This window comes from Methylomonas koyamae (assembly GCF_006483455.1).
Taxonomy (GTDB): domain Bacteria; phylum Pseudomonadota; class Gammaproteobacteria; order Methylococcales; family Methylomonadaceae; genus Methylomonas; species Methylomonas koyamae_B.
In genome coordinates this window covers 260,598-283,206 of sequence record NZ_PPPU01000016.1, presented here as the reverse complement: position 1 = coordinate 283,206, position 22,609 = coordinate 260,598, and the positions used below count along the sequence as shown (strand labels likewise).

General features: G+C 54.6%; 23 protein-coding genes. 7 read left to right on the top strand and 16 right to left on the bottom strand.

All coding sequences use genetic code 11. The features are described 5' to 3' along the window. Window positions 1-72: 72 nt before the first annotated feature. Window positions 73-633 carry a DUF1415 domain-containing protein gene (locus C2U68_RS10385; RefSeq protein ID WP_140912408.1) on the bottom strand — a complete coding sequence of 187 codons (561 nt, stop codon included), beginning with the start codon at window positions 631-633 and terminating at the stop codon, window positions 73-75. A gap of 42 nt (window positions 634-675) precedes the next feature. On the opposite strand from C2U68_RS10385, the gene C2U68_RS21595 reads away from it, so the two are divergent. Beyond that, entirely contained in the window at window positions 676-1,089 is a 414-nt protein-coding gene (locus C2U68_RS21595; protein ID WP_260839298.1) for a thermonuclease family protein, read from the top strand. A 44-nt stretch (window positions 1,090-1,133) separates the two neighbouring features. After that, entirely contained in the window at window positions 1,134-1,472 is a 339-nt protein-coding gene (locus C2U68_RS21590; RefSeq protein ID WP_260839297.1) for a hypothetical protein, read from the top strand. Between the two features lie 2 nt (window positions 1,473-1,474). Here C2U68_RS21590 and C2U68_RS10375 read toward each other — a convergent pair whose 3' ends face one another. The 14 genes from C2U68_RS10375 to queF form a co-directional block, all read right to left on the bottom strand. Next, the gene (locus tag C2U68_RS10375) at window positions 1,475-1,783 is read right to left on the bottom strand and encodes a hypothetical protein (RefSeq protein WP_140912407.1); all 309 of its coding nucleotides are present in this window, start codon (window positions 1,781-1,783) and stop codon (window positions 1,475-1,477) included. Window positions 1,784-2,084: 301 nt separating this feature from the next. Beyond that, on the bottom strand, window positions 2,085-2,582 hold the full coding sequence (gene tpx / locus C2U68_RS10370; RefSeq protein WP_140912406.1) for a thiol peroxidase: 498 nt from the start codon (window positions 2,580-2,582) through the stop codon (window positions 2,085-2,087). A 27-nt stretch (window positions 2,583-2,609) separates the two neighbouring features. Beyond that, complete coding sequence (gene der, locus C2U68_RS10365) at window positions 2,610-4,001, bottom strand: ribosome biogenesis GTPase Der (protein WP_140912405.1); 1,392 nt, start codon at window positions 3,999-4,001, stop codon at window positions 2,610-2,612. 4 nt (window positions 4,002-4,005) lie between these two features. Beyond that, window positions 4,006-5,217, bottom strand: a complete 1,212-nt coding sequence (gene bamB, locus C2U68_RS10360; RefSeq protein ID WP_140912404.1) for an outer membrane protein assembly factor BamB — start codon at window positions 5,215-5,217, stop codon at window positions 4,006-4,008. 28 nt (window positions 5,218-5,245) lie between these two features. Continuing rightward, entirely contained in the window at window positions 5,246-5,899 is a 654-nt protein-coding gene (locus C2U68_RS10355) for a YfgM family protein (RefSeq protein WP_140912403.1), read from the bottom strand. A 24-nt stretch (window positions 5,900-5,923) separates the two neighbouring features. Next, on the bottom strand, window positions 5,924-7,219 hold the full coding sequence (gene hisS, locus C2U68_RS10350) for a histidine--tRNA ligase (protein ID WP_140912402.1): 1,296 nt from the start codon (window positions 7,217-7,219) through the stop codon (window positions 5,924-5,926). Window positions 7,220-7,234: 15 nt separating this feature from the next. Further along, window positions 7,235-7,993: a type IV pilus biogenesis/stability protein PilW gene (gene pilW, locus C2U68_RS10345; RefSeq protein WP_140912401.1), complete on the bottom strand. Its 759-nt coding sequence runs from the start codon at window positions 7,991-7,993 to the stop codon at window positions 7,235-7,237. Further along, window positions 7,983-9,095: a 23S rRNA (adenine(2503)-C(2))-methyltransferase RlmN gene (gene rlmN, locus C2U68_RS10340; RefSeq protein ID WP_140912400.1), complete on the bottom strand. Its 1,113-nt coding sequence runs from the start codon at window positions 9,093-9,095 to the stop codon at window positions 7,983-7,985. Before rlmN ends, pilW begins: the two co-directional genes overlap by 11 nt. Beyond that, complete coding sequence (ndk, locus tag C2U68_RS10335; RefSeq protein WP_140912399.1) at window positions 9,070-9,501, bottom strand: nucleoside-diphosphate kinase; 432 nt, start codon at window positions 9,499-9,501, stop codon at window positions 9,070-9,072. Before ndk ends, rlmN begins: the two co-directional genes overlap by 26 nt. Window positions 9,502-9,636: 135 nt before the next feature. After that, a complete protein-coding gene (gene secD / locus C2U68_RS10330; RefSeq protein WP_140912398.1) occupies window positions 9,637-11,484 on the bottom strand; it encodes a protein translocase subunit SecD in 1,848 nt (615 codons plus the stop codon). A gap of 76 nt (window positions 11,485-11,560) precedes the next feature. Further along, the gene (gene yajC, locus C2U68_RS10325) at window positions 11,561-11,905 is read right to left on the bottom strand and encodes a preprotein translocase subunit YajC (RefSeq protein WP_140912397.1); all 345 of its coding nucleotides are present in this window, start codon (window positions 11,903-11,905) and stop codon (window positions 11,561-11,563) included. A gap of 115 nt (window positions 11,906-12,020) precedes the next feature. Continuing rightward, window positions 12,021-12,881 carry an archaetidylserine decarboxylase gene (gene asd / locus C2U68_RS10320; RefSeq protein ID WP_140912396.1) on the bottom strand — a complete coding sequence of 287 codons (861 nt, stop codon included), beginning with the start codon at window positions 12,879-12,881 and terminating at the stop codon, window positions 12,021-12,023. Then, a complete protein-coding gene (locus C2U68_RS10315; RefSeq protein ID WP_140912395.1) occupies window positions 12,878-13,162 on the bottom strand; it encodes an EscU/YscU/HrcU family type III secretion system export apparatus switch protein in 285 nt (94 codons plus the stop codon). Before C2U68_RS10315 ends, asd begins: the two co-directional genes overlap by 4 nt. Window positions 13,163-13,173: 11 nt before the next feature. Next, window positions 13,174-13,563 carry a preQ(1) synthase gene (gene queF / locus C2U68_RS10310; RefSeq protein WP_140912394.1) on the bottom strand — a complete coding sequence of 130 codons (390 nt, stop codon included), beginning with the start codon at window positions 13,561-13,563 and terminating at the stop codon, window positions 13,174-13,176. Between the two features lie 274 nt (window positions 13,564-13,837). Here queF and C2U68_RS10305 point away from each other — a divergent pair, with 274 nt between their 5' ends. Next, the gene (locus tag C2U68_RS10305; RefSeq protein WP_140912393.1) at window positions 13,838-14,194 is read left to right on the top strand and encodes a hypothetical protein; all 357 of its coding nucleotides are present in this window, start codon (window positions 13,838-13,840) and stop codon (window positions 14,192-14,194) included. Between the two features lie 95 nt (window positions 14,195-14,289). On the opposite strand, the gene C2U68_RS10300 is transcribed toward C2U68_RS10305, so the two are convergent. Continuing rightward, entirely contained in the window at window positions 14,290-15,474 is a 1,185-nt protein-coding gene (locus C2U68_RS10300) for a GGDEF domain-containing protein (RefSeq protein ID WP_140912392.1), read from the bottom strand. A gap of 218 nt (window positions 15,475-15,692) precedes the next feature. On the opposite strand from C2U68_RS10300, the gene smc reads away from it, so the two are divergent. The 4 genes from smc to lepB all read left to right on the top strand — a co-directional run bounded on the left by smc (window position 15,693) and on the right by lepB (window position 22,580). Next, on the top strand, window positions 15,693-19,193 hold the full coding sequence (gene smc, locus C2U68_RS10295; protein ID WP_140912391.1) for a chromosome segregation protein SMC: 3,501 nt from the start codon (window positions 15,693-15,695) through the stop codon (window positions 19,191-19,193). Further along, window positions 19,193-19,924 (top strand): cell division protein ZipA C-terminal FtsZ-binding domain-containing protein, encoded by a 732-nt coding sequence (locus C2U68_RS10290; protein ID WP_140912390.1) that lies wholly within the window; start codon window positions 19,193-19,195, stop codon window positions 19,922-19,924. Before smc ends, C2U68_RS10290 begins: the two co-directional genes overlap by 1 nt. Window positions 19,925-19,991: 67 nt before the next feature. Further along, a complete protein-coding gene (gene lepA, locus C2U68_RS10285; protein WP_140912389.1) occupies window positions 19,992-21,791 on the top strand; it encodes a translation elongation factor 4 in 1,800 nt (599 codons plus the stop codon). A 12-nt stretch (window positions 21,792-21,803) separates the two neighbouring features. Then, the gene (gene lepB / locus C2U68_RS10280) at window positions 21,804-22,580 is read left to right on the top strand and encodes a signal peptidase I (RefSeq protein WP_140912388.1); all 777 of its coding nucleotides are present in this window, start codon (window positions 21,804-21,806) and stop codon (window positions 22,578-22,580) included. Window positions 22,581-22,609 lie beyond the last annotated feature (29 nt).

Genomic DNA, 22,609 nt, shown 5'->3' with positions numbered 1-22,609 from the left:
CTCAGACGGGCTTTTTTTTTGCCTAGACTCTTCTCACACAATTCTACTGTAACACTTGGCACTTTCTGCGGCTCATTCCGAAGTAGTTGATTCAAGGCAGTCGCGAAGAATGTTTTGCAGTTTCTTTAGGCCTAATTGTCTAGTCAACTTCACATTCCGTTCCGGTATTCTTGCCGGATCAGGATATGAAGCTAAGGCGCTTTCGATGCTGCTTTCTCGAATTAGATGCAACATTGGGTACGGTGATCGATTCGTATAGTTATCGGGATCGTTTTCGCCACTATCGGCAAACCGATAATGCGGGTGAAAACTGGCTATTTGATAAATTCCCTCGTATCCTTGATCAATCAATAATTGCTCGGCAATTGCCAATACGTCCAGATAGTCGTAAAAGTTGTCGAGCTGTCTGGTGATAATTAGCAAGGTTGTTTCTGTCTCTGAGTGAGTATCGAGATGCATGCATTCTTGTATAACCGCGTTCAGGCAAGATTCGACGTTATTGCCATTTTCTACTCGATAACGAATGCTGTTACGCTGCTGCTCTCGATTTGCAAAGGGACAAATGTTGTAGGCTATTACGAATGATTTAATCCACGCTTCAGTCGCAGCGATTATCTGTTGGTTAGTAGACATATCCATAGTATGCGTAAAACAATAAAAATTGGGTGTTGGTCCGTGCTCGCGTTACTGGTGCCAGTAATTGCTGGCGCCGAAGTCTATCGTTGGACAGACGTTCACGGCCGTAGCCATTTCTCGGATCGGCATCATGAAGATGCCCAAGTAATGCATATTGATCCGGGGATAAGCTACTACCGGGTTGAGAAGGTGTTTGATGGCGATACTATTCTATTAGATGACGGCCGCAAAGTTAGGTTGTTAGGTATAAATACGCCGGAAATCGCTGGCCGCATCAAATCCGCGGAAGCTGGAGGTGAACAGGCCAAACAATGGTTGCGGCTTAAGCTGGAACAACGAAAGGTATTCCTGCAGGGCGATGTGGAAAAACAGGATAAATATCAACGTACTCTGGCTTATGTATTTAACGAAAATAAACAATTGATCAACGTCGAGTTGGTGAAGCGGGATTAGCGACTGTCAATATTCACCCGCCAAACCTGAGATATGTTAACGAATTGCTGGCCGCGCAGGAGGAAGCGGAACGCGGCAATATTGGTGTATGGTCCGATGCGGCCTATAGCCCAACTCCCGTTGAGCGGTTGGATCAGTCAAATTACCAAGGATGGAAACGGGTGACCGGCAAGATAATTTCGTTCAAACAAACGGTAAAGCATAGTTATTTGTTATTCAGCGATAAGGTCTCGGTCTCCATCGAGCCAAGTTCCTTGCCGTTATTTATAGCCTTGGAAAGTTATATTGGAAAAAACGTCGAGGTGCGTGGCTGGGTAAAGCGTTCCAGAGACCGCTTCTACGTGATTGTCAGGCATCCCGCCGACATTCGAGCCGAGCCGTAGCACTATTCTTCCTCCGCAAACAATTCCTGGATCATTTGTTTCTCATCGTCGTTCAGGATGGTTTCCGCGGAAAACCAGCGGGTACGCTGGAAAATGACGTCTTCAGATTCCTTTCGCAATCCTGCTCGGCGGTCGGTCTCGCGTCTTTCGGCAACCCGGCGTTCGCCCATACGGCGTTCGTACTTGGGCCACAGTAAATATTGTTGCTGAATGAAGGCAATCCATTCTTCCGAATTGAATGGGTACGGGTTGGTTCGTCGTTCCTGTTGGCGGCGTACTGTTCGACGCCGAGCCGAGAATTCGCTATTCATTGCTAGCACTACCTTGGGTTCCTCGAGCCGCAACTACTTTTTTGGCAGTGCGCTCCATAGGGAAAAACAGTAATCGATAAGCCCGTTGAGTTATTTCGTCCTTAGTTTGATGGCAACGATTGGTACAGTGTGTCTTCAAATATCCGAAACAAAGCCGCACGGATATCTTGGCTTGAGATAAATCTGAGAAAGATAAAGTTCCGTTCTAAACCTTAAGTTAACAATATTGGGCTTAGGCTACCGAATTTTAATGAATTGCGATAGTTCTTTGAAATTTCCCATGGGCCGCTTTTTAAAGCTTCTAATTTAGGGTTGCCAGCGCCGCGGAGTAATCGGGTTCGTCGGCAATTTCGTTGACCAGCTGGGTGTAAATGACCGTGTTATGTTCGTCGATAATGACAATTGCGCGTGCCGTTAGTCCGGCCAAAATGCTATCCAACAACTCGACGCCGTAGTCGTGGGCGAAACTGGAGCGAAACGTGGACAGCGGCACCACATGTTTGATGCCTTCAATTTCGCAGAATCGGACTTGAGCGAACGGCAGGTCTGCCGATACGGCCAGCACCACGGTATTCGGTAAATGAGCCGCTTTTTCGTTGAACTTGCGGGTAGACGCCGCGCAAGTCGGGGTGTCCAGGCTCGGTACGATATTGAATACCTTGCGTTTGCCGGCAAATTCGGCCAAGCCGACATCCTGCATTTTCCGGTTGGTAAGCAGAAAGTCCGGGGCGGGACTGCCGACGGCCGGTAAATCGCCGACGGTGTTGATGGGTTTGCCTTGGAAGGTGATGGTTGCCATTCTGGGCTCCTGTAGCGGTTACTATTTTTATTTCTTTCGCTTGCTGAAGTCGATCAAACGCTTACGTTTTTTGATCTGCCGGTCGCTGAGCGGGTTTTTTCGGCCTTGAAACGGATTTTCCGGCGATTTGAATACCAAGCGCACCGGCGTTCCTTTCAATTGCAGTTGGTCGCGGAAATAGTTCATCAAATAGCGTTTGTAGGCGCCGGGCAGGGCATCGGTCTGTACGCCGTGAATCACTACCACCGGCGGATTGCGCCCGCCCTGGTGGGCGTATTTCAATTTGATCCGACGGCCGCCGACCAGCGGCGGTTGATGCGCCGCCAGCGCGTCGGTCAGGATTCGGGTCAATAACGGCGTCGACATATCGACCATCGCCGAGTCGTAAAGGCTGTGCACGACATCGAACAATTTGCCGACGCCGCTGCCGTGCAAGGCCGAAATCGGATGTTTTTCGGCAAAGTCCAGAAACGACAGCTTCATTTCGATTTGCTTTTTGACGAACTCGCGGTGCTCGGCGTTAAGGCCATCCCATTTATTCAGTCCGATAATCAATGCGCGGCCGGCTTCCAATACCAACCCCAGAATATGCGCATCCTGGTCGGTAACGCCTTCGCGGGCGTCGATCAAATAGATCACGACATGGGCTTTTTCGATCGCTTGCAGTGATTTAATGATGCTGAACTTTTCCACGGTCAATGCCACTCGGGAGCGGCGGCGCATGCCGGCGGTGTCGATCAGCGTGAATTTCTTGCCGTCGCGTTCGAATGGGATGTAAATGCTATCGCGAGTGGTGCCGGCTTCGTCGAACACCACGACGCGTTCTTCGCCGAGTAAACGGTTGACCAGCGTCGATTTGCCGACGTTGGGGCGGCCGACGATGGCGATGGCGATGCCGGGATCTTCTTCCTGAATCTCCTCAGCTTGGGGCGGCAACAACTCGTCGATCCGACCCAACAATTCGTGCACGTTGCGGCCGTGGCTGGCGGCAATCGGCACCGGTTCGCCGAGCGCCAGGCTGTAAAAATCGTGGGTGACCGTATTGCTGTCGATACCGTCGATTTTGTTGACGACCAATACCACCGGTTTGCCGAGCTTGCGCAGCATATCGGCGATCGCTTCGTCGGAGGCATTGATGCCGTCGCGGGCGTCGACCATGAAGAACACGACGTCGGCTTCCTGCAATGCAATTTCGACCTGCTTCTTGGCGAAGGCGTCGATACCTTCCTGGTCGTCGGTGATACCGCCGGTGTCGACCACCAGGCAATCGCGCTCGCCGCGTTTGACCCGGCCGTATTGGCGGTCCCGGGTCAAGCCCGGATAATCGGCCACCAGCGCCTCGCGGCTACGGGTCAGGTAATTGAACAGGGTGGATTTGCCGACGTTGGGTCGGCCTACTAGAGCAATAACGGGTAACATCGAATTATCGGGCCTTTAACGCAGCGAGGGTGCCGTCTTTGGCATATATATAAACAGTGTCGTCCACGACTACCGGTTTGGCCTCAATCGCCGCTTTGCTGACTTGGGTTCGCGCCAATTGGCGGCCGTCTGTCACCGACAGCCAATGGACGTAGCCTTCGAAATCGCCGACCACGACATAACTTTGGTAAGCCGCCGGTGCGGTAAGGTGACGGTTATGCAGATCCTTTTGTTTCCACAACGAAGCGCCGCTGCGTTGGTCTAGCTGCCAAACGTCGCCTTGGGTATCGCTGACATAAATGTATCGGTAATCCAGGCTGAGTCCGGTATAGGACGACACGGCTTCATTGCGCCACAACACGTCGCCGTCGATTTCGGAAACCGAGGAAGCGCCGCCGGTAAAACTGGCGACATAGATTGCACCGCGGCTGGCGGCCGGATCGGCGTCGAGATCGACCAATCGTTCGACTTCGGAGCGGCCGCTGGGAATCGCAATGGTGGCTTCCCAAACCGCTTTGCCGTCTGTGAGTTGTAAGGCTTGTAGTTTGCCGTTAGCGGCGCCGGCAATGACGTTGCCGTCAATGATAAGCGGCGTACCGGCTCCGCGGATACTCAAAGCGGGAACGCTGTGTTCGGAAGTCCAAAGCAATCCGCCGTCGCTTTCGCGCAAAGCCATGATTTTACCGTCGGTGGTACGGATAATCACCGTGCCGCGGCTGACTACCGGAGTGGCCTGGACTTCGCTGGGCACGTCGGTTTTCCAGCGCTGTTCGCCGCTGGCTCGATCGAAGCCGATGACTTCGCCGGTGTTGGTGCCCATCACCACAGTATTCACGCCCAAGCCGGGCCCGGCGGAGAAACTGTATTCGGTATCGGTTTCCCAGGCCAGATTGCCGCTGGCGGCGTTGCGCGCCTGCAGATGGCCTTTATAATCGGCGGCGTAAACCGTACCGTCGGCCACAGCAGGGATCAACTTCAGATACTTTTCGTCGGCGCCGGTACCCACCGATTCCTTCCAGACCGTTTCCAGTTGCAGTTCCGGGGTGTATTCCTGCAGTGCGGCCGGCGGATCCGCATTATCGTCGTCGCCCATTACATAGTCCGTTATCCCGGAGATGAAATCCCGACCGGCATCCAGGCCGGCGCATCCGCCCAATACCAGCGGGCCGGCGAGCAGGGTGGCGATGGTCAGGTATCTGGCTTTCCTTATTTGCATGGCCTAAACGAAATCGTGTTCAACAGCGTTAATTGGCGGCAGTCGGCGCAACCGCAGGCGCGGCGACGTCGTCCAATTTGAATTGAGTCAGCGGCGTGGCTTGACCGGTTCTGATCGCACTTTGGTAAGCGCTGCGCGCTTCGTCGATACGGTCCAATGCGACGTACAGATCGCCCTGCAATTCGTCGTAGCTGGCCGAGAAGCCTTCGGCTTTGGCCGGGTCGACTTCGGCGATCAGTTGCAGTCCTTGCTCGTATTGGCCGGTGGCCAGCATCAGCTGGATCAAACGCAGGCGGGCTACGTGTTTCAGTGGTTCGCTGTCCGCGGTCTGGATTGCCTGTTTCAGAACGGCTTTAGCGCCTTCCAGATCGCCTTTCTGCACTTTGACTTTGGCCAGTTGCAGGTGGGCGTAATTGGCGTAGGCAGTGGAAGCAAACTCGGTCGGAAGGCGTTCGGCCAGCTTTTCAGTCGATTCGCTATTGTCCTTGGCGGCGCTTTCCAGCATCTGCTGGTACATTTGCGACGCCTGACTACGCTGGCTGGTCTGGTGGTTTTGCCACATATTCCAGCTGGCGACCAATACCAGCGCCGTGGCCACGCCGACGATCAGCGATGTTTGGTTGGCCTCCCACCATTTTTTCAACTGTTCCAGTTGTTCTTCTTCAGTATCGTAAATTGCCACGGTGCTTTCTCTTATCTTTCCAGGTTACAGGGATTTGGGTTGATGCCAGTCCCGCAGAGCTTGCAGGAGTTGGTTATGGTCGAGCGTGCGTTGTTCCTGATCGGCGCGCAAGGGCTTCAACGCCACTTCGCCGCGGGCGGCCTCGTCGTCGCCAATGACGATGGCGTACTCCGCTCCGGATTTGTCGGCTTTTTTGAATTGACTTTTAAAGCTGCCGCCGCCGCAATTGACTTGTAACTTCAAATGCGGCAATTGATCGCGGATGGATTCCGCCAGGCGCATGCCGGCGGCTTCGGCCTCACCGCCGACCCGGATCATGTATACGTCGACGCTGGCTTCCACCGGAACCGTTTCCAGCAACTCCAACAACGCCAGTATGCGTTCCATACCCATCGCAAAACCGATCGCGTGGTTGGCTTTGCCGCCCAATTGCTCGATCAATCCGTCGTAGCGGCCGCCGGCGCAGATGGTGCCTTGCGAGCCGAGTCGTTCGGTGACCCATTCGAAAACGGTTTTGCCATAATAATCCAGGCCGCGCACCAGTCGGGTATTGATGGTGTAGACGATACCCAAATCGTCCAGCGTTGCTTTCAGGCTGTCGAAATGGGCCAGGCTTTCCGCACCCAAATGTTCCAGTAGTACCGGCGCTTGTTGCAGCATTGCCTGCATTTCCGGATTCTTGCTGTCCAGGATGCGTAGTGGGTTGGTCTCCAGCCGGCGCAGGCTGTCTTCGTCCAGCAGGCTTAAATGTTGTTTGAAATATTCGACTAGTGTGCCGCGGTAAGCCAATCGCTCCTCGCTGGTGCCCAACGAGTTGATTTGCAACTCCACCATGTCGCGAATACCCAGGCGTTTCCACAAACGGTCGGTCAACAATACCATTTCGGCATCGATATCCGGGCCCGGCATGCCGTAAGTCTCGACACCCAATTGGTAAAACTGGCGGTAGCGGCCTTTTTGCGGGCGCTCGTGGCGGAACATCGGGCCGTAATACCACAAGCGGTGGCTTTGGTTGTGCAACAGGCCGTGTTCGAGGCAGGCGCGCAGGCAGCCAGCGGTGCCTTCCGGGCGTAATGTCAACGAATCGCCGTTACGGTCTTCGAAGGTATACATTTCCTTTTCGACGATGTCGGTGACTTCGCCGATCGAGCGTTTGAATAATTCGGTTTTTTCGACGATGGGCAGACGAATTTCCTGGTAGCCGTATCCGGCCAATACCTGGCGAGCCTGGCCTTCGAGCCATTGCCAGTAAGGCGATTGCTCGGGAAGAATGTCGTGCATGCCGCGGATGGCCTGAATGGCCTGTTGTTGTTTTGCCATGGGTTTACTGCGGGACTATTTGCTGATCGCGGTTTTAACTTGTTGTGCTTCTTTGGAAGCGGGGAACGAGCCGAGTAGTTGCTCGCGGTATTCTTCGGCCAGCTTGCCGTTGCCGAGCGCGCGTTCGGTTTGGAATGCTAGCCAGAGGCTTTCCGGTGTGTGCTTGGCGACGCCCAAATAGCGTTCCATGAAGGCTCTAGCCGACATGAACTGCTGGTTCTGGTAGCTGATACGCTGCATTTCCAACAATGCCGGCGCATAGTCCGGCTGGGTTTGTAACGCTTGACGGAAACAGGTTTCGGCTTGGCGAAAGTCGTTCTGTTTGACATGACATAAACCCAAATTGGTTAATGCAAACCAGGGCCGGTTGTTCATCGGCGATTCCAAAGAGTTGTTCAGTAACTCGAATCCCTGGTCGTATTTGCCCCGGTCACACAAAAAGCGTCCGTAATTGCTTTTGATGCTGAAACTTTCCGGATCCTTGCGCATTGCGTTACGGTAACTGTCGTCGGCTGCGTCGTAGTCCTTGATGCGTTCGTAAAATACTGCCAGCGTGTTATGGATTTCAGCATTGCTGGAGTCGAGGCGGACTGCGGTTTCCAGCTTTTCTCTGGCTACATCGAGCATGCCCATGTCGAGATAACGGGCACCCATCTGTAAATTCAGCCTGGCCTTGTCGGCGGAGCTCATGGTTTCGCGGCTGGTCGGCAGCAGGCCGCAACCGCCGGCCACCATCAGCCAGAGGACTGCACCCGCCAGAGACTTAACTGACATGCGCGGCTTCCTGGGCTTGCAGTTTAAGATGGCGGCGGCTCTTGTCTTGCACTTGTCCCACCAGCTGGCCGCAGGCCGCATCGATATCCTCGCCCCGGGTTTTGCGGATCGTGGTGACGATGCCGGCGTTGTGCAGAATATCGCGAAACTTCAAAATTGTGCTTTGCGCCGAGCAGCGATAATGGGATTGCGGAAACGGATTGAACGGAATCAGGTTTAATTTGGACGGTACGTCTTTCAGCAATTTGACCAGTGTATGCGCATCGGCTTCGCTGTCGTTGATGCCGTCCAGCATGACGTATTCGAACGTGATGTGTTTGCGCGGCCCGGTCTTGGCGTAGGCTCGGCAGGCTTCCATCAGTTCTTTCAGCGGGTATTTGACGTTGATCGGCACCAACTGGTCGCGCAATGCGTCATTCGGCGCGTGCAGGGAAACCGCCATGCTGACGTCGCACACCGCATTCAAACGTTGCATTGCCGGCACGATACCGGAGGTGCTGATCGTTACCCGGCGTTTGGACAGTCCGTAGCAGAAATCGTCCATCATCAGATTCATCGCTGCCACGACGTTGTCGAAATTCAATAGTGGCTCGCCCATGCCCATCATTACCACGTTGGTGATACGGCGTTCCGGTCCGAGGCGTTGTTGTGCCAAATAAAGCTGACCGATGATTTCGGCGGTCGACAGATTGCGATTGAAACCTTGTTTGGCGGTGGAGCAGAAGGTGCACGCCAGTGCGCAACCGACTTGCGACGAGATGCACAACGTGGCTCGGCGTTCTTCCGGAATGTACACGGTTTCGACCCGGTTGCCGCACTGCATTTGCATCGCCCATTTGCAGGTGCCGTCGCTAGCCAATTGTTCGGCGACGATCTGCGGCGCTTTGATTTGGCAGTGCTCGCTGAGGTAAGCGCGCAAGGGCTTGCTCAGGTTGGTCATTTCATCGAAATTGGAGATGCCTTCCTGATAAATCCATTTCAACACCTGGGTGGCGCGAAACGGCTTTTCGCCGAGTCCGACAAAAAAGGCCTGCAGGCCCTTTCTGTCGAAATCGAGCAAATTGATCGGATCCGGTTTAGCGGATACGGTCGCAGAGTTCATTGGCGGAGAAGAAGTAAGCGATTTCTCTTGCTGCTGATTCCGGCGCATCGGAGCCGTGTACTGCGTTTTCGTCGATGCTGACCGCGAAGTCGGCGCGGATGGTGCCTGGCGCGGCTTCTTTCGGGTTGGTGGCGCCCATCAGCTCGCGGTTTTTCAACACGGCGTTTTCGCCTTCCAGCACTTGCACGATTACCGGACCGGAGGTCATAAAGCTGACCAGGTCTTTGAAGAAGCCGCGTTCCTTATGTTCGGCGTAGAAGCCTTCGGCTTGCTCTTGGCTCAGTTGCAGCATTTTGGATGCAACGATGCGCAGACCGTTTTTTTCGAAACGGCTGACAATTTCCCCAATCACGTTTTTAGCGACCGCATCAGGCTTGATGATTGAGAAAGTACGTTCGATTGCCATTGTTTAACTCCCGTAGGCTAATGTTAAGAAAAGATTTTCGTATTATATCGCGTCCGGCAGGGGTTGAATAACGCCCTGCCGAATAATGCGGCCAGGACTGCTCTCGGCAGTCCGAGCTCTATATCTGTGGATCGCTTAGATGGATACTCTGCCGTCGCGGCGGTCGCCGCCATAAAACCAGTTGACCAACATGCGGGTGCCGGTCACAGCGGTGAATACCGAAGTGGCGATGCCTATCATCAGCACCAGCGCAAAACCTTTCACCGGACCGGTGCCGAAACCGAACAGCAGCACCGCAACAATAAAATGGGTAACGTTGGAGTCGAGAATTGTGGCGAAAGCTTTTTCGTAACCGGTAAAGATACTGGCTTGCAGGCTCAAACCGTTACGCAGTTCTTCCCGAATCCGTTCGTTGATCAAGACGTTGGCGTCGACCGCCATACCGACTGTCAACACGATGCCGGCCATGCCGGGCAAGGTCAGCGTCGCTTGCAGCACCGACATGATCGCGATCAGCAACACCACGTTGAAAAGCAGTGCGAAATTGGCGATCAAACCGAATGCGCGGTAGTAACCGATCATGAAAAATACCACCAGGAGGAAGCCGGCGGTGATCGACATCATGCCCTGGTCGATGTTTTCCTGACCCAGACTCGGACCGACCGTGCGTTCTTCGACGATTTCGACCGGAGCCGCCAGTGCGCCGGCTCTAAGCAACAGTGCCAGCGTGCGGGCTTCTTCCGGGCTGTCCAGGCCGGTGGTCTGGAAACGCTTGCTGAAGCTGTCGCGGATGGTGGCGACGCTGATGACTTTCTCGACTTTTTCCTTGTGCTGGACTTTTTCGCCGTTAACCACTCGGGTTTCGGATTTGTACTCGATAAACACCACGGCCATCGGCTTGCCGATATTTTCCTGGGTCATCTTGCCCATTTTCTTGGCGCCGGCGCCGTCCAAGGTAATGAACACTGCGGCCTGGCCGTCCTGATCCAGACCCGACGAAGCGTCGGTGATCTGGTCGCCGGTGACGATGACGGCTCGTTTCAACAACACCGGATTGCCGTTTTTATCTTTATATAAGCGGCTGCCGGCCGGTTCGTGTCCGCTCAAAGCCGATTGCACGTCGTGTTCGACGTCGACTAAACGGTATTCCAGGGTCGCCGTAGTGCCCAGCAACTCTTTGGCGCGGGTGGTGTCTTGTACGCCCGGCAATTGAACGACGATACGGCTGTCGCCCTGTTGCTGAATGATCGGTTCGGCTACGCCCAATTCGTTAACCCGGTTACGCAGCGTGGTGATGTTTTGGCCCAGGGCGGATTTTTTGATCTCGCGCAGGTCGCGTTCCGGAATGGACAGAGTGAATTCGTTCGGCCCGCTTTCCACCAATGCCAGATTGCGGAAATCCTTGTTCAACACTGCAGCCGCTGCAACCCGCGATTCTTCGTTCGGAAGCGCGACTTTGATGCCTTGATCTTCTTTGGTCACCGACTGGTAACGAACTTTGGCGTCGCGGAACGCGGTACGGATGTCGTTGGTGTAACGTTCTTCCGCCTGCTTCAAGGCGCTGTCCATGTCCACTTCCAACAGGAAATGCACGCCACCGCGCAAGTCCAGGCCCAGATGCATCGGATTCGCGCCCATAGTACGCAGCCAGTCCGGCGTAGCGGGGGCCAGATTCAGCGCCACGGTGGCTTTGTCCGCCAATTGCTCGCGCAACAGATCGGCGGCTTTCATTTGCTCGTCGGTGTTGTTAAACCGGGCCAGGATTTTGCCGTTCTCGAATTCGAACGCTTTCAGCGTGAAACCTGCGTTTTTAATCGTCGCGGCAACATCGTCGGCCTGGTTCTGCTGCAACGGTGCCGATGTGGAGGACGCCAGTTGCACTGCCGGGTCGTTACCGTAGATATTGGGTAACGCGTAAATCGTACCGATCAGCAAGATGATCAGCACCAGAGTGTTTTTCCAGACAGGGAAATGATTTTGCATGGTTATTCCGTTAAAGCAGTAACAGCCGGACTGTTGCGGGTAAGAGCGGGAAGTAAACGGGTTGCGGCGGTCGGGGTTAGGATTTTTTGTTGTTCAAGGTTTTGTAAGTGCCTTTGGGCATCATGCTGGCAATGGCGTGGCGTTGCACTTGGATGAAACTATTGTCGGAGACTTCCAGTTTGACGAAGTTATCGTCCAATTCCGCAACTTTGCCAAGAATACCGCCGCTGGTGACCACCTCGGCGCCTTTGGTCAGTGCCGCCAGCATTTGTTTCTGCTCTTTATTGCGTTTGGCTTGGGGGCGTATGAACAGAAAATAGAAAAATATCAAAATGCCCAGCGGAAACAGCATGCCCTCGAAACCCGGTTGTTGCATGGCAGGTGCAGTCTGAGCCATTGCGTCGGAAATCAAAAAACTCATATTTATCCTCGTGTTGTTGTCGTTGTTTTAATGGTCCGGCTCGGCGGACAAGCGGCCATTATGCCACATTAGGCCGGCTAAACCCATGCCGGCAGGCAATTGCGAACCTTGCGGCTTATTTCAAAACGCGGCCGATAGCTTCACCGAGCTTAACGGCGCGGCCGGCCTGTAACTCGCCGTTCCAAGCGGTAACGTCTTTGCCGAATAAGACGATGATGGTCGATCCCATATTGAAGCGGCCCATTTCGGCGCCTTTGTCCAGCATCGGCGGCTTGTCCGGATATTGCCAAGTCCGCGGCGCGCTGATCGACGGCGGCGTTACCACGCCATGCCAGACCGTCTCGACGCTGGATACGAAAATTGCTCCGACCAGTACCAACGCCATCGGACCGGCCTCGGTTTCGAACAAGCAGGCTACGCGTTCGTTGCGGGCGAACAAATTGGGTACGGTCTCCACCGTGGCGTTGTTGACGCTGAACAGGCGGCCCGGTATGTGTACCATTTCCGTTAGCGTTCCGCTCAAAGGCATGTGCAGTCGATGGTAGTCCTTGGGCGACAAATAAATCGTCGCGAAGCTGCCGTGTTCGAAAGCGGCTGCGCGCTCCGCGTCGCCGCCGAGCAATTCCAAGGCAGAATATTCGTGACCTTTGGCCTGGAAAATACGGCCATCCTGAATTGTGCCGACTTGGCTGATTACGCCGTCGGCCGGGCAGGCGATTGCATCTGCCGCGGCCGCGATCGGCCGGATGCCGTCTTTCAATTCCCGGGTGAAAAATTCGTTGAAGTTGGCGTAGTGGTCAAGATTGGGATATTTGGCCTCTTCCAGATTGACGCCGTATGCCCGGCTGATGGCTTGAATGAACAGATTTTTCCAGGTTTTGTTGCGGCAGTGGGTCAATTTGGCCATCCAGCTTGAAAGCAAGTGATGGGGGAGGGCGTATTGAGGCAGGACGGTGCAAATCTGTTTTAAGCTCATGGTTCGGGATCGGGTAATTTGCCGCTGAGAAAGTAAGCGAAAGCAATGACTTCGGCAACGGCGACGTAAAGTTGTTGGGGGATTTCTTCGCCCAGCGGAATCTGCGCCAATATCCGCGCCAATTCCGGTTGGTTTTGCAACGGGACGCCGTGCTTTTCGGCGATGGCCAAGATTTGCTGAGCGGTAATGCCTTCGCCTTTGGCGGTGACTCTGGGCGCGTTTTTGCCGTCGTACTTGAGGGCGACGGCAATGTCGGCGTTGTAAAAGGTTCTGCCGCTCACGAGGCCTCAGGCTAAGGCAATGCTACCGGCGCCGGTGCTTGCCAATTCGGGTTGCGATGTTCGGCGACTACCGTGGTGTAAATGCCGCCGCGCACGTTGAACTCGGCGCGCAGGCGCATGAAGTTGGGCGAAATCGCTGCGACGATGTGGTCGAGAATTTCGTTGGTGACGGCCTCATGAAACGCACCGCGTTCGCGAAAGGTCCACATGTAAAGTTTCAGGGATTTCAACTCCACACAGAGTCGATCCGGCACGTATTCTATCGTCAGTTTGGCGAAATCCGGCTGGCCGGTCATCGGGCACAGGCAGGTGAATTCCGGAATGTCGATCCGGATCGTGAAATCTCGGGCCGGACGCGGGTTTTCGAAAGTGGTCAAATCTGAGCTGGGTCGGGTGGTCATCGTGTCTTTTACTCGGGTAATGAAAATTTGCCGCGAACAATCTGCCGCAAAGGCGAAATTTTACCAGTTAAGGAGGCGGACTAATAACCTTTTCGTCAGTAGGTAACCCAGGGGCGCTGGACACCGTTTTATGTATGCCGCAGTAATCGCTGTTGTTTCTTGAAAACTCCGAAACAAAATAGTCAGCAAAGTCCCGGGCTTGAGTTAGAATCTAAAGTCTGGCAGCCAGAAGCTCTGTTTTGGTCGATATTTATTCAGTTACGTGGAGGCGATTATGGAAATTAATCCCAGTCATTCCCAGCAAAACGTTGCATTGAACCAGGTGGCGGCTTCGCGCAGAACGGTAGCCGATGAACTCGCCGAGCGGCGCAAAACAAGCGAACAGAACGTGCCGCCGCAAAAAAATCAAGCGGTATCCGGCGATACGCTGGTGCTGTCGGAGGAGTCTTTAAAACGGTCGCAGGCCTCATTTGCCCAGATTCCTGAGATTGAACGTCCGCAAATCGCCAGTCGAGATCAGGCCCAGCAAGCGCTAGGTGACTTGATTTCGGGGATCAGCCGCGAACCTGGGCAAGTCGTAGCCGCCCACGGTAATACCTCCGCCGACCGCGTGCGCACACTGTTGAATTGATCTTCTTATCCGGAAGCAACCGGCTAGCGAAAAGCCGGTTGCTTCGTCCTTGCCGCGCTGGCATCAATCGCCGGTCCGGGCCAATATTGGCCGGGCTACTCGCCCAAGTCCAACAACGAAATATCCGAGAAATTGGCCACCCTGTTGCGTCCGGCTTGCTTGGCGCGATACAAGGCTGTGTCGGCAGCCTGCAACAACGCGGAAAAATTCAAGCCGATGTTGTCCGAACCGGCAATCCCGATGCTGATGGTGCTGGTTATGGTTTGTCCTTGCCACTGCGTCGGTTGGGTGGCGTGGCTTTGCCGCAGTCTTTCCGCTAGACAGTGGGCTTCCTTTTCGTTGGTGCAGGGCAGGATCAGGCAGAACTCCTCGCCGCCGTAGCGCGCCAGATAATCCTCGCCACGAATCTGGCGCTTGGCGTTTTCTATCAATTGTCTCAAGACTTGATCGCCGGCTTGGTGGCCGTGAGCATCGTTAATGTTTTTAAAATAGTCGACATCCAGCATCAAAACGGCCAAGGCTTCTTTGCGCCGCGCGCTTCGCGCTAGCAGGCGTTGGCATTCCAGATCCAGGCTGCGCCGGTTCCAAGCGCCGGTCAGGGCGTCAATCGCGGCTAGGTTTTCCAGTTCGGCCGCCATCCGGTAGTTCACCATCAGGACAAAGCCGAAGCTGAGAAACAACTGGATGACGCTGCCGGCAAAAAACATGACAGGATTAAGCGGCATTGAATTGAACAGGTCGTAATCTGTTGCCGGGGAGGAAAATATCGACACCGCCCTGGCGACATAAACCAAACCCAGCGCCGCGAAAGAGGCACCCGTCAACCAATGCGCGGTTCTCTGATAGGAAGCGAGCGGAATCAGCAACGAGCGAGCACAGGCGAAATTGATCCCGGCGAAAATCAGGGAATTGGCGCTGGCGCGTAATTGGGTATTGGGTGCGAACAAGGTAAACCAAGCGCTGACGCCGACCACCGATGCTACTGCCGCGAATAGCAAACCGCATCGGCAGGACCGGTTTTTGAAGGCTTGAATTCCGAGAAATTGCAAGGCCGAGCCGATGACCAGAAACGATGCGCCGGCAACGATGTTCCAGCCCGGTTGCGGAGTCAGTGCCGGATAAGCAAGGCCGGCGCCGAAACTGATGAACAGGCTGGCCATTGACCAGTGCCTCAAGCCCCTTATGCCGCGAGCATGCAGACTGGCGACCAATAGCAGGATGGAGAGTAAAAAGCTGAGCACGGCAATCATCACCATCATCGTGCGCAGGTCGAGGTTCATCAAAGCAATCCGTTAGTGGCCGGTTAACAATGCTTCGGCCGTGAAACTAGGCGGCCGGAGGACGGCTAAAATTTTCGCACGTGAAGCGATAAAACCCATAGCGCGATTCGATTGCAATGCTGATGCAACACTTCGGGCGGTAAAATCCATTCCAATCGTCGCCCCATTTCGGGGATAATGCGGGGTTTTGTAGCCGGTCTTGCACGCGCCAACCAGTCATGAAACTGGAGAAAATCAAACTTTCTGGATTCAAATCCTTCGTCGATCCCACCACGATTCCGATCAACGGCAATCTGACCGCGATCGTCGGGCCTAACGGTTGCGGCAAGTCCAATATCATCGACGCGGTGCGCTGGGTCATGGGCGAGAGTTCGGCCAAGCACTTGCGCGGCGGCAATATGGCCGACGTTATTTTCAACGGTTCATCCGGCCGCAAGCCGGTCAGCGTGGCTGCGGTGGAACTGGTATTCGACAATAGCGAAGGCAAGGCCGGCGGCGAATATGCCAAATATGCGACGATTTCGATCAAGCGCCAAGTCAGCCGCGACGGCCAGTCGCTGTTCATGCTCAACGGCTCCAAATGCCGGCGCAAAGACATCACCGATTTGTTTTTGGGCACCGGTCTGGGCTCGCGCAGTTACGCGATCATCGAGCAGGGCACGATCTCGCGGATGGTGGAAGCCAAGCCGGAAGATTTGCGCGTGCACATCGAAGAGGCTGCCGGTGTCTCCAAATATAAGGAACGCCGCTCGGAAACCGAAACCCGCATGCGTCACACCCGGGAAAATCTGGAGCGTTTGAACGATCTGCGCGACGAGGTGGAAAAGCAGATCAAAAACTTGGCTCGGCAAGCGGAAAAGGCCGAGAAATACACCGAATTGAAAAAACAGGAACGCCAGTTTAAACAGGAATTGCTGGCGATGCGCTGGCGCAATTTTCAACGTTCCGCGCAACAACTCGAAGCCAAGTTGCAAAGCGTGGCTGAAGAACACAATCGCCTGTTTGTGTTGTTGCGTGATACCGAGAAGGCGATGGAGCTGAAGCGGAGCGAACAAAAAGCTCAGCAGCAGCATCTGGACTCGACCCAAGCTGAATACACCACGCTGGTGGCCGAAGTCAGCCGTCTCGAGCAAACCATCAAACACAATCAGAAGAGCCACGAAGAAACCTTGGTCGAGATCGAGCGCTTGAAGCAGCAGGCGGAGCAAGCGCAGGTCGAATGCGAGCAGGATAGGCAACAACTCGAGGAGATCCGGCAGACACTATTGGAAGCCGAAGAAACCATGGTAGTTGCCAAGGAACGTGAAGAGGATTTGCTGGGTATCCAACAGAACGCACATCTGCAAAAACAGCAATGGCAACAGCAGTGGGAGACTTTTCTGGCCGAAAACGCCGGTTACCGGGAGCAAGTCGAAGTGCAGCGGACCAAGCTGGTTCAGTTGGAAAACCAGAGTCGGCAATTGCAGGCAAGGCTCGATAAATTGCACAGCGAACGCCACGGTTTGACCGATACCCGGTTGCAGTTGGAATTGGAAACGCTGGATAGCAGCATCGAGCTGATCGAGACTGAGCGCCAGCAGCTACAGCAGGATTTGGATGCTGTGCTGCAACGTATCGGCGAGCTGCGGCCGGAAATCAAGCAGATTCAGGAACAGTTGCACGCCGACCGCGCCGAATTGCAAAAGGTCAACGGCAAGATCAGTTCGCTGGAATTGTTGCAGCAACATGCGATGGGTAAGGATAAGAAAGAACTCGGCGTCTGGCTGGAGCAAATGGGCTTGGAACAGCAGCCGCGGCTGGCGGAATTCGTCGAAGCCGACGAAGGCTGGGAAACGGCGGCCGAAACCGTGTTAGGCAGTTATCTGGAAGCAATCTGTATCGACAGCGCCGACGCGATTTTGGCCGAGCTGCAAGAGCTGAACAAGCAGTCGCTGATCGTGTTCGAAACTCACCCGGCTGCCGCGCCCGCATCGGTGGTGGCTGACACCTTGGCCGGCAAGGTCCGCAGCCGTTGGCGGCTGGACAGTTTTTTGAGCGGAATCTATTGCGCGGACTCGATGCGGCAGGCGCGGCAACTGCCGCTACAGGCGCACGAGTCGGTGGTGCTGCCGGACGGCACTTGGCTGGGCCGCGACTGGATCAAGGTCAGCCGCGGCAGCGATAGCAAGGCCGGCGTGTTGCACCGGGAAAAAGAATTGCGCGAGTTGAAATTGCGGCAAGCCGAATTGCAAATGGCGATTGCCGAACAAGAACAGCAATTGGAACATTGCGAACACGACTTGAAGGCCGCGGAAGGCCATCGCGAGCAATATCAGCAGAAAGAAAAATTGTTGAGTGCCGAGTTTTCGGCAAAAAGCGCCGAATACAGCGCCCAGGCCGCGCGTTTCGAACAACAAAAGCGTCGTCTGGAACAGTTGGACCATGAAGTCGAGGAGATCGGCCAGCATTTAGCCGAGGTGGTCGAGAGCATCTCGGAAGCGGAATTGGCCAAACAGGACGCTGAACAAGCTTTGGGCGATTTGGGCGACCGTAAGACCGAGTTGGAGCGACTCAGTCAGGAATTGCAGGCTCGGCAGCAGAACACCGACGCTTCGGTCGATGAAGCTCGCCGGCATTTGCATCGTTTGCATGCCCAGATCGAATCCTTGAAATCCTCGGAAATCCTGACTGCCAAACAGATCGAGCGCCTGCAAGTGCAGCATCAGCAAGCGGCCGACCGGATCGTCGAGTTGGAAAACAAATTGCACTATGCGCTGGCGCCGTTGGACGAGGAGCGTATGCAGTTGGAAGAGTTGTTGGAAAAAAAACAACAATTCGAGGATGGCCTGCGCGCCGAACGCCAAGCGCAACAGGCTAGCGAACAATCCGTCAGCCAGTTGGCCGAACAATATTCGCAAACCCAGCGTGCGTTGGAGAAGCAAAAGGAAGCGCTGGATCAAATTCGTTTCGAGCAGCAGGACAGTAAGGTCAGGCAGCAAACCGTGGCTGAACAATTGGCTGAAGTCGATGCCGATCCGGAAGTGATACTGGCCAACTTGCACGAGGGCGCCAGCGAGAGTCAATGGAAGCGCGAGGTCGACGATCTGGTCGATCAAATCGAACGTTTGGGTTCGATCAATTTGACGGCGATTGAGGAATACAAAACCCAGTCTGAGCGGATGAAGTTCCTGAACGAGCAGCACGACGATCTGGTCGACGCCCTGAATACCTTGGACCAGGCGATCAGCAAGATCGACCGCGAGAGCCGGCAGCGTTTCAAGGAAACCTTCGACAAGATCAACAACGGTCTCAAAGAAAAATTTCCGCGCTTGTTCGGCGGCGGTCAGGCCTATCTGGAATTGACCGAAGACGATTTGCTGGAAGCCGGCGTCAACATTATTGCCAGGCCGCCCGGAAAGCGGAACAGTTCCATCCATTTGTTGTCCGGCGGCGAAAAAGCGCTGACCGCGGTGGCTTTGGTTTTCTCCATTTTCGAGTTGAATCCGGCGCCGTTCTGCTTGCTGGACGAAGTCGACGCGCCGCTCGACGATGCCAATGTCGTGCGGTTTTCGAAGATGGTGGAAGACATGTCGGCAACCGTCCAATTTTTGTACATTTCACACAACAAAGTCACAATGGAAATTGCAAAACATCTGGCAGGTGTTACCATGAAGGAGCCCGGGGTATCCCGAATGGTGGCGGTGGATATTGATGAAGCGGTAAGCATGGCGGAAAACTGATGGATAAAGAATTATTAAGAGTCGTGATTATTTTGATCGGCGTGCTGGTGATGATCGGCATGGTGTTGTGGCATTTCGTCAAATCGTTGCGTTATAAACGCGCCGCCGACGATTACTACGACGAAGACTCTTACGACGACAGAACTGTGGACGAATTTGCCGTTGAGGGCGAGGAAGACGGCCTCGGCGTGTTTGCTTTGGGAGACGACCTGGTTGATGGAGATGCGTTGTTAGATGACAAAGCTATCAAGCCGTCGCCGAAAGCCGCGGTTGCCGCGCGGCGGGAACCGGAAAAAGCGGTTGCTGTTCCCGCGCCCGCTACCAGCCGCACCCATTTGCCGATTCTGATCGAATTCAGCATCGTCGCTCGCGCCGATCAGGGGTTCAACGGTGAAGACTTGTTCGACGCCTTCGAACGGGTCGGTTTGCGTTACGGTAGCGTCAGAGTGTTCGAGCGAGTGGACGCGAATCGGATGGTGGATTTTGCGGTGGCCAGCATGGTCGATCCCGGTACCTTTCCCGACACAGGGTTGGACGATTTCTATTGTCCCGGCATTGTCTTTTTTATGCAGCCGCGCGAAGTCGACAATCCGTTGGCCGTATTCGACGATTTCATGGAAACCATCGATACCCTGGCCGACGCCCTCGACGGCGTGGTTTGGGATAATCAACGGCAACCGCTGACCGCCGAAACCGTTGCCCAATTCCGGGAAATATTGGCTACTGCCTGAACCCGCCATCCGGCGGCAGGGCAGCCGCCGTAAGTTATTGCAACCCAACGTATTATCAAGAAGCTAAGTGGATCAAAAACATATCAGAAATTTCTCTATCATCGCCCATATCGACCACGGGAAATCGACATTGGCGGACCGGTTCATTCAAATTTGCGGCGGACTCAGCGACCGGGAGATGGAGGCTCAAGTACTGGATTCTATGGATCTGGAGCGGGAACGCGGCATTACCATCAAAGCGCAGAGCGTTACGCTGGATTACAAGACCGGCGACGGCGAAACCTACCAACTGAATTTCATCGACACTCCGGGCCACGTCGATTTTTCCTACGAAGTGTCGCGTTCCTTGGCTGCCTGCGAAGGTGCCTTGCTGGTCGTCGATGCCGCTCAAGGTGTAGAGGCGCAGAGTGTCGCCAATTGCTACACCGCGATCGAGCAGGGACTCGAAGTGGTGCCGGTATTGAACAAGATCGATCTGCCCTCGGCCGAGCCGGAGCGGGTGATGGCCGAGATAGAAGACGTCATCGGCATTCCGGCCGACGACGCCTGTCAGATCAGCGCCAAGACCGGCCTGAATGTAGAGTCGGTGCTGGAACAACTGATCCAAAAAATTCCACCGCCAAGCGGTAACGAAGCCGGGCCGCTGCAGGCCTTAATCATCGATTCCTGGTTTGACAACTACCTTGGCGTGGTGTCGTTGGTACGCATTGTCAACGGTTCGTTGAGGCGTAAACAAAAGATCACCGTGATGTCGACCGGCAAGTCTTATCCCGTCGACAAACTGGGCGTGTTCACGCCCAAGCAGTTGGAAAAGCCAGAGCTGGCAACGGGTGAGGTGGGTTTTATCGTCGCCGGTATCAAGGACATTTTCGGTGCCCCGGTCGGCGATACCATTACCGCGACCGACAATCCGGCCGGCGAAGTCTTGCCCGGTTTCGAAAAGGTGCAGCCGCGGGTATTTGCCGGCCTGTATCCGGTCAGTTCCGACGATTTCGGCGCCATGCGCGAGGCTTTGGACAAATTACGGCTGAACGATTCGGCATTGAATTACGAAGCCGAAACGTCGCAGGCGCTGGGATTCGGCTTTCGTTGCGGTTTTCTCGGCATGTTGCACATGGAGATCGTGCAGGAGAGGCTGGAGCGCGAATACAACATCGATCTGATTACGACCGCGCCGACCGTGGTCTATGAAGTCGAGACCCACAACGGCGAAGTGATGATGGTCGATAACCCGGCGAAGTTGCCGGATCCCGGCACCATCGAAGAGGTTCGCGAGCCCATCATTTTGGCTAACATTTTGGTACCGCAGACCTACTTGGGCAGCGTGATCAATCTATGCGTCGAAAAGCGCGGCAACCAAAAGAACATGCAGTATGTCGGCGGTCAGGTTTCGTTGAATTACGAGTTGCCGATGAGCGAAGTGGTATTGGATTTCTTCGATCGCTTGAAGTCGGTCAGCCGCGGTTACGCTTCGTTCGATTACGAATTTCTCCGTTTCGAGCCGGCGCCGTTGGTGAAACTGGATGTTTTGATCAACAGCGACAAGGTCGACGCGTTGTCGATTATCGTCCACCGCGACCAGGCGCAAAACCGCGGCCGCGATTTGGTCGAAAAAATGAAGGATTTGATTCCGCGCCAAATGTACGAAGTCGCGATCCAAGCCGCGATCGGTTCCAAAATCATCGCCCGTTCCACGGTCAAGGCCATGCGTAAGAACGTGACGGCCAAATGTTACGGCGGCGATATCACGCGGAAGAAAAAACTGCTGGAAAAGCAGAAAGCCGGTAAGAAACGGATGAAGCAGGTCGGTAGTATCGAGATTCCGCAGGAGGCGTTTCTGGCGGTGTTGCAAGTCAATAAAGAGTAACGGCAATAGTTTATGGATTACGATTTTTCATTTTTTTTGGTCGCCGCCACGTTTGTCACCGGTATCGTCTGGGGTGGCTACAGCCTGTATTTGAAGCGCGCCGGTTTGCCGTATCCAACCGAAAAGGAACCGGTGTTGGTCGAATACGCCCGTTCGTTTTTTCCGGTGGTCTTGATCGTGCTATTGCTGCGTTCGTTTTTGGTCGAGCCGTTCCGGATTCCGTCCGGGTCGATGATGCCGACGCTGCTGGTCGGCGATTTCATCCTGGTCAACAAATTCAGTTACGGTATCCGCTTGCCGGTATTGAATACCAAAGTCGTTGAAATGGGTGAGCCGAAACGCGGCGACATCGTCGTATTCCGTTACCCGAAGCAACCGGAAGTCGATTACATCAAACGGGTGATCGGTTTGCCCGGCGATAGAATCGCCTATTTCGACAAGAAACTTTACGTAAACGGTACTCCGATTAAACAAGTTTCGTTAGGACGCTACCAGGGTGTCGGTCAAGGCGCCAATATGACCGGTGCCGAGCGCTTGGAAGAAGATTTGAACGGCGTGCAACATTCCATCCTGGTGGCGCCTGGAGCTTCCACGGTTGAAGACGTCTTTGTGGTACCACCCGGGCAGTACTTCATGATGGGCGACAACCGCGACAATAGTAACGACAGCCGTTACTGGGGCTATGTACCCGAAGCCAATCTGGTCGGTAAAGCGTTCTTTATCTGGATGAATTGGGATTGGCAAAATAACGGCATCGATTTCGGCCGTCTGGGGACAGTACTGCAGTAATCCGGGCTTACCGGACGGTTTAGCGGTGT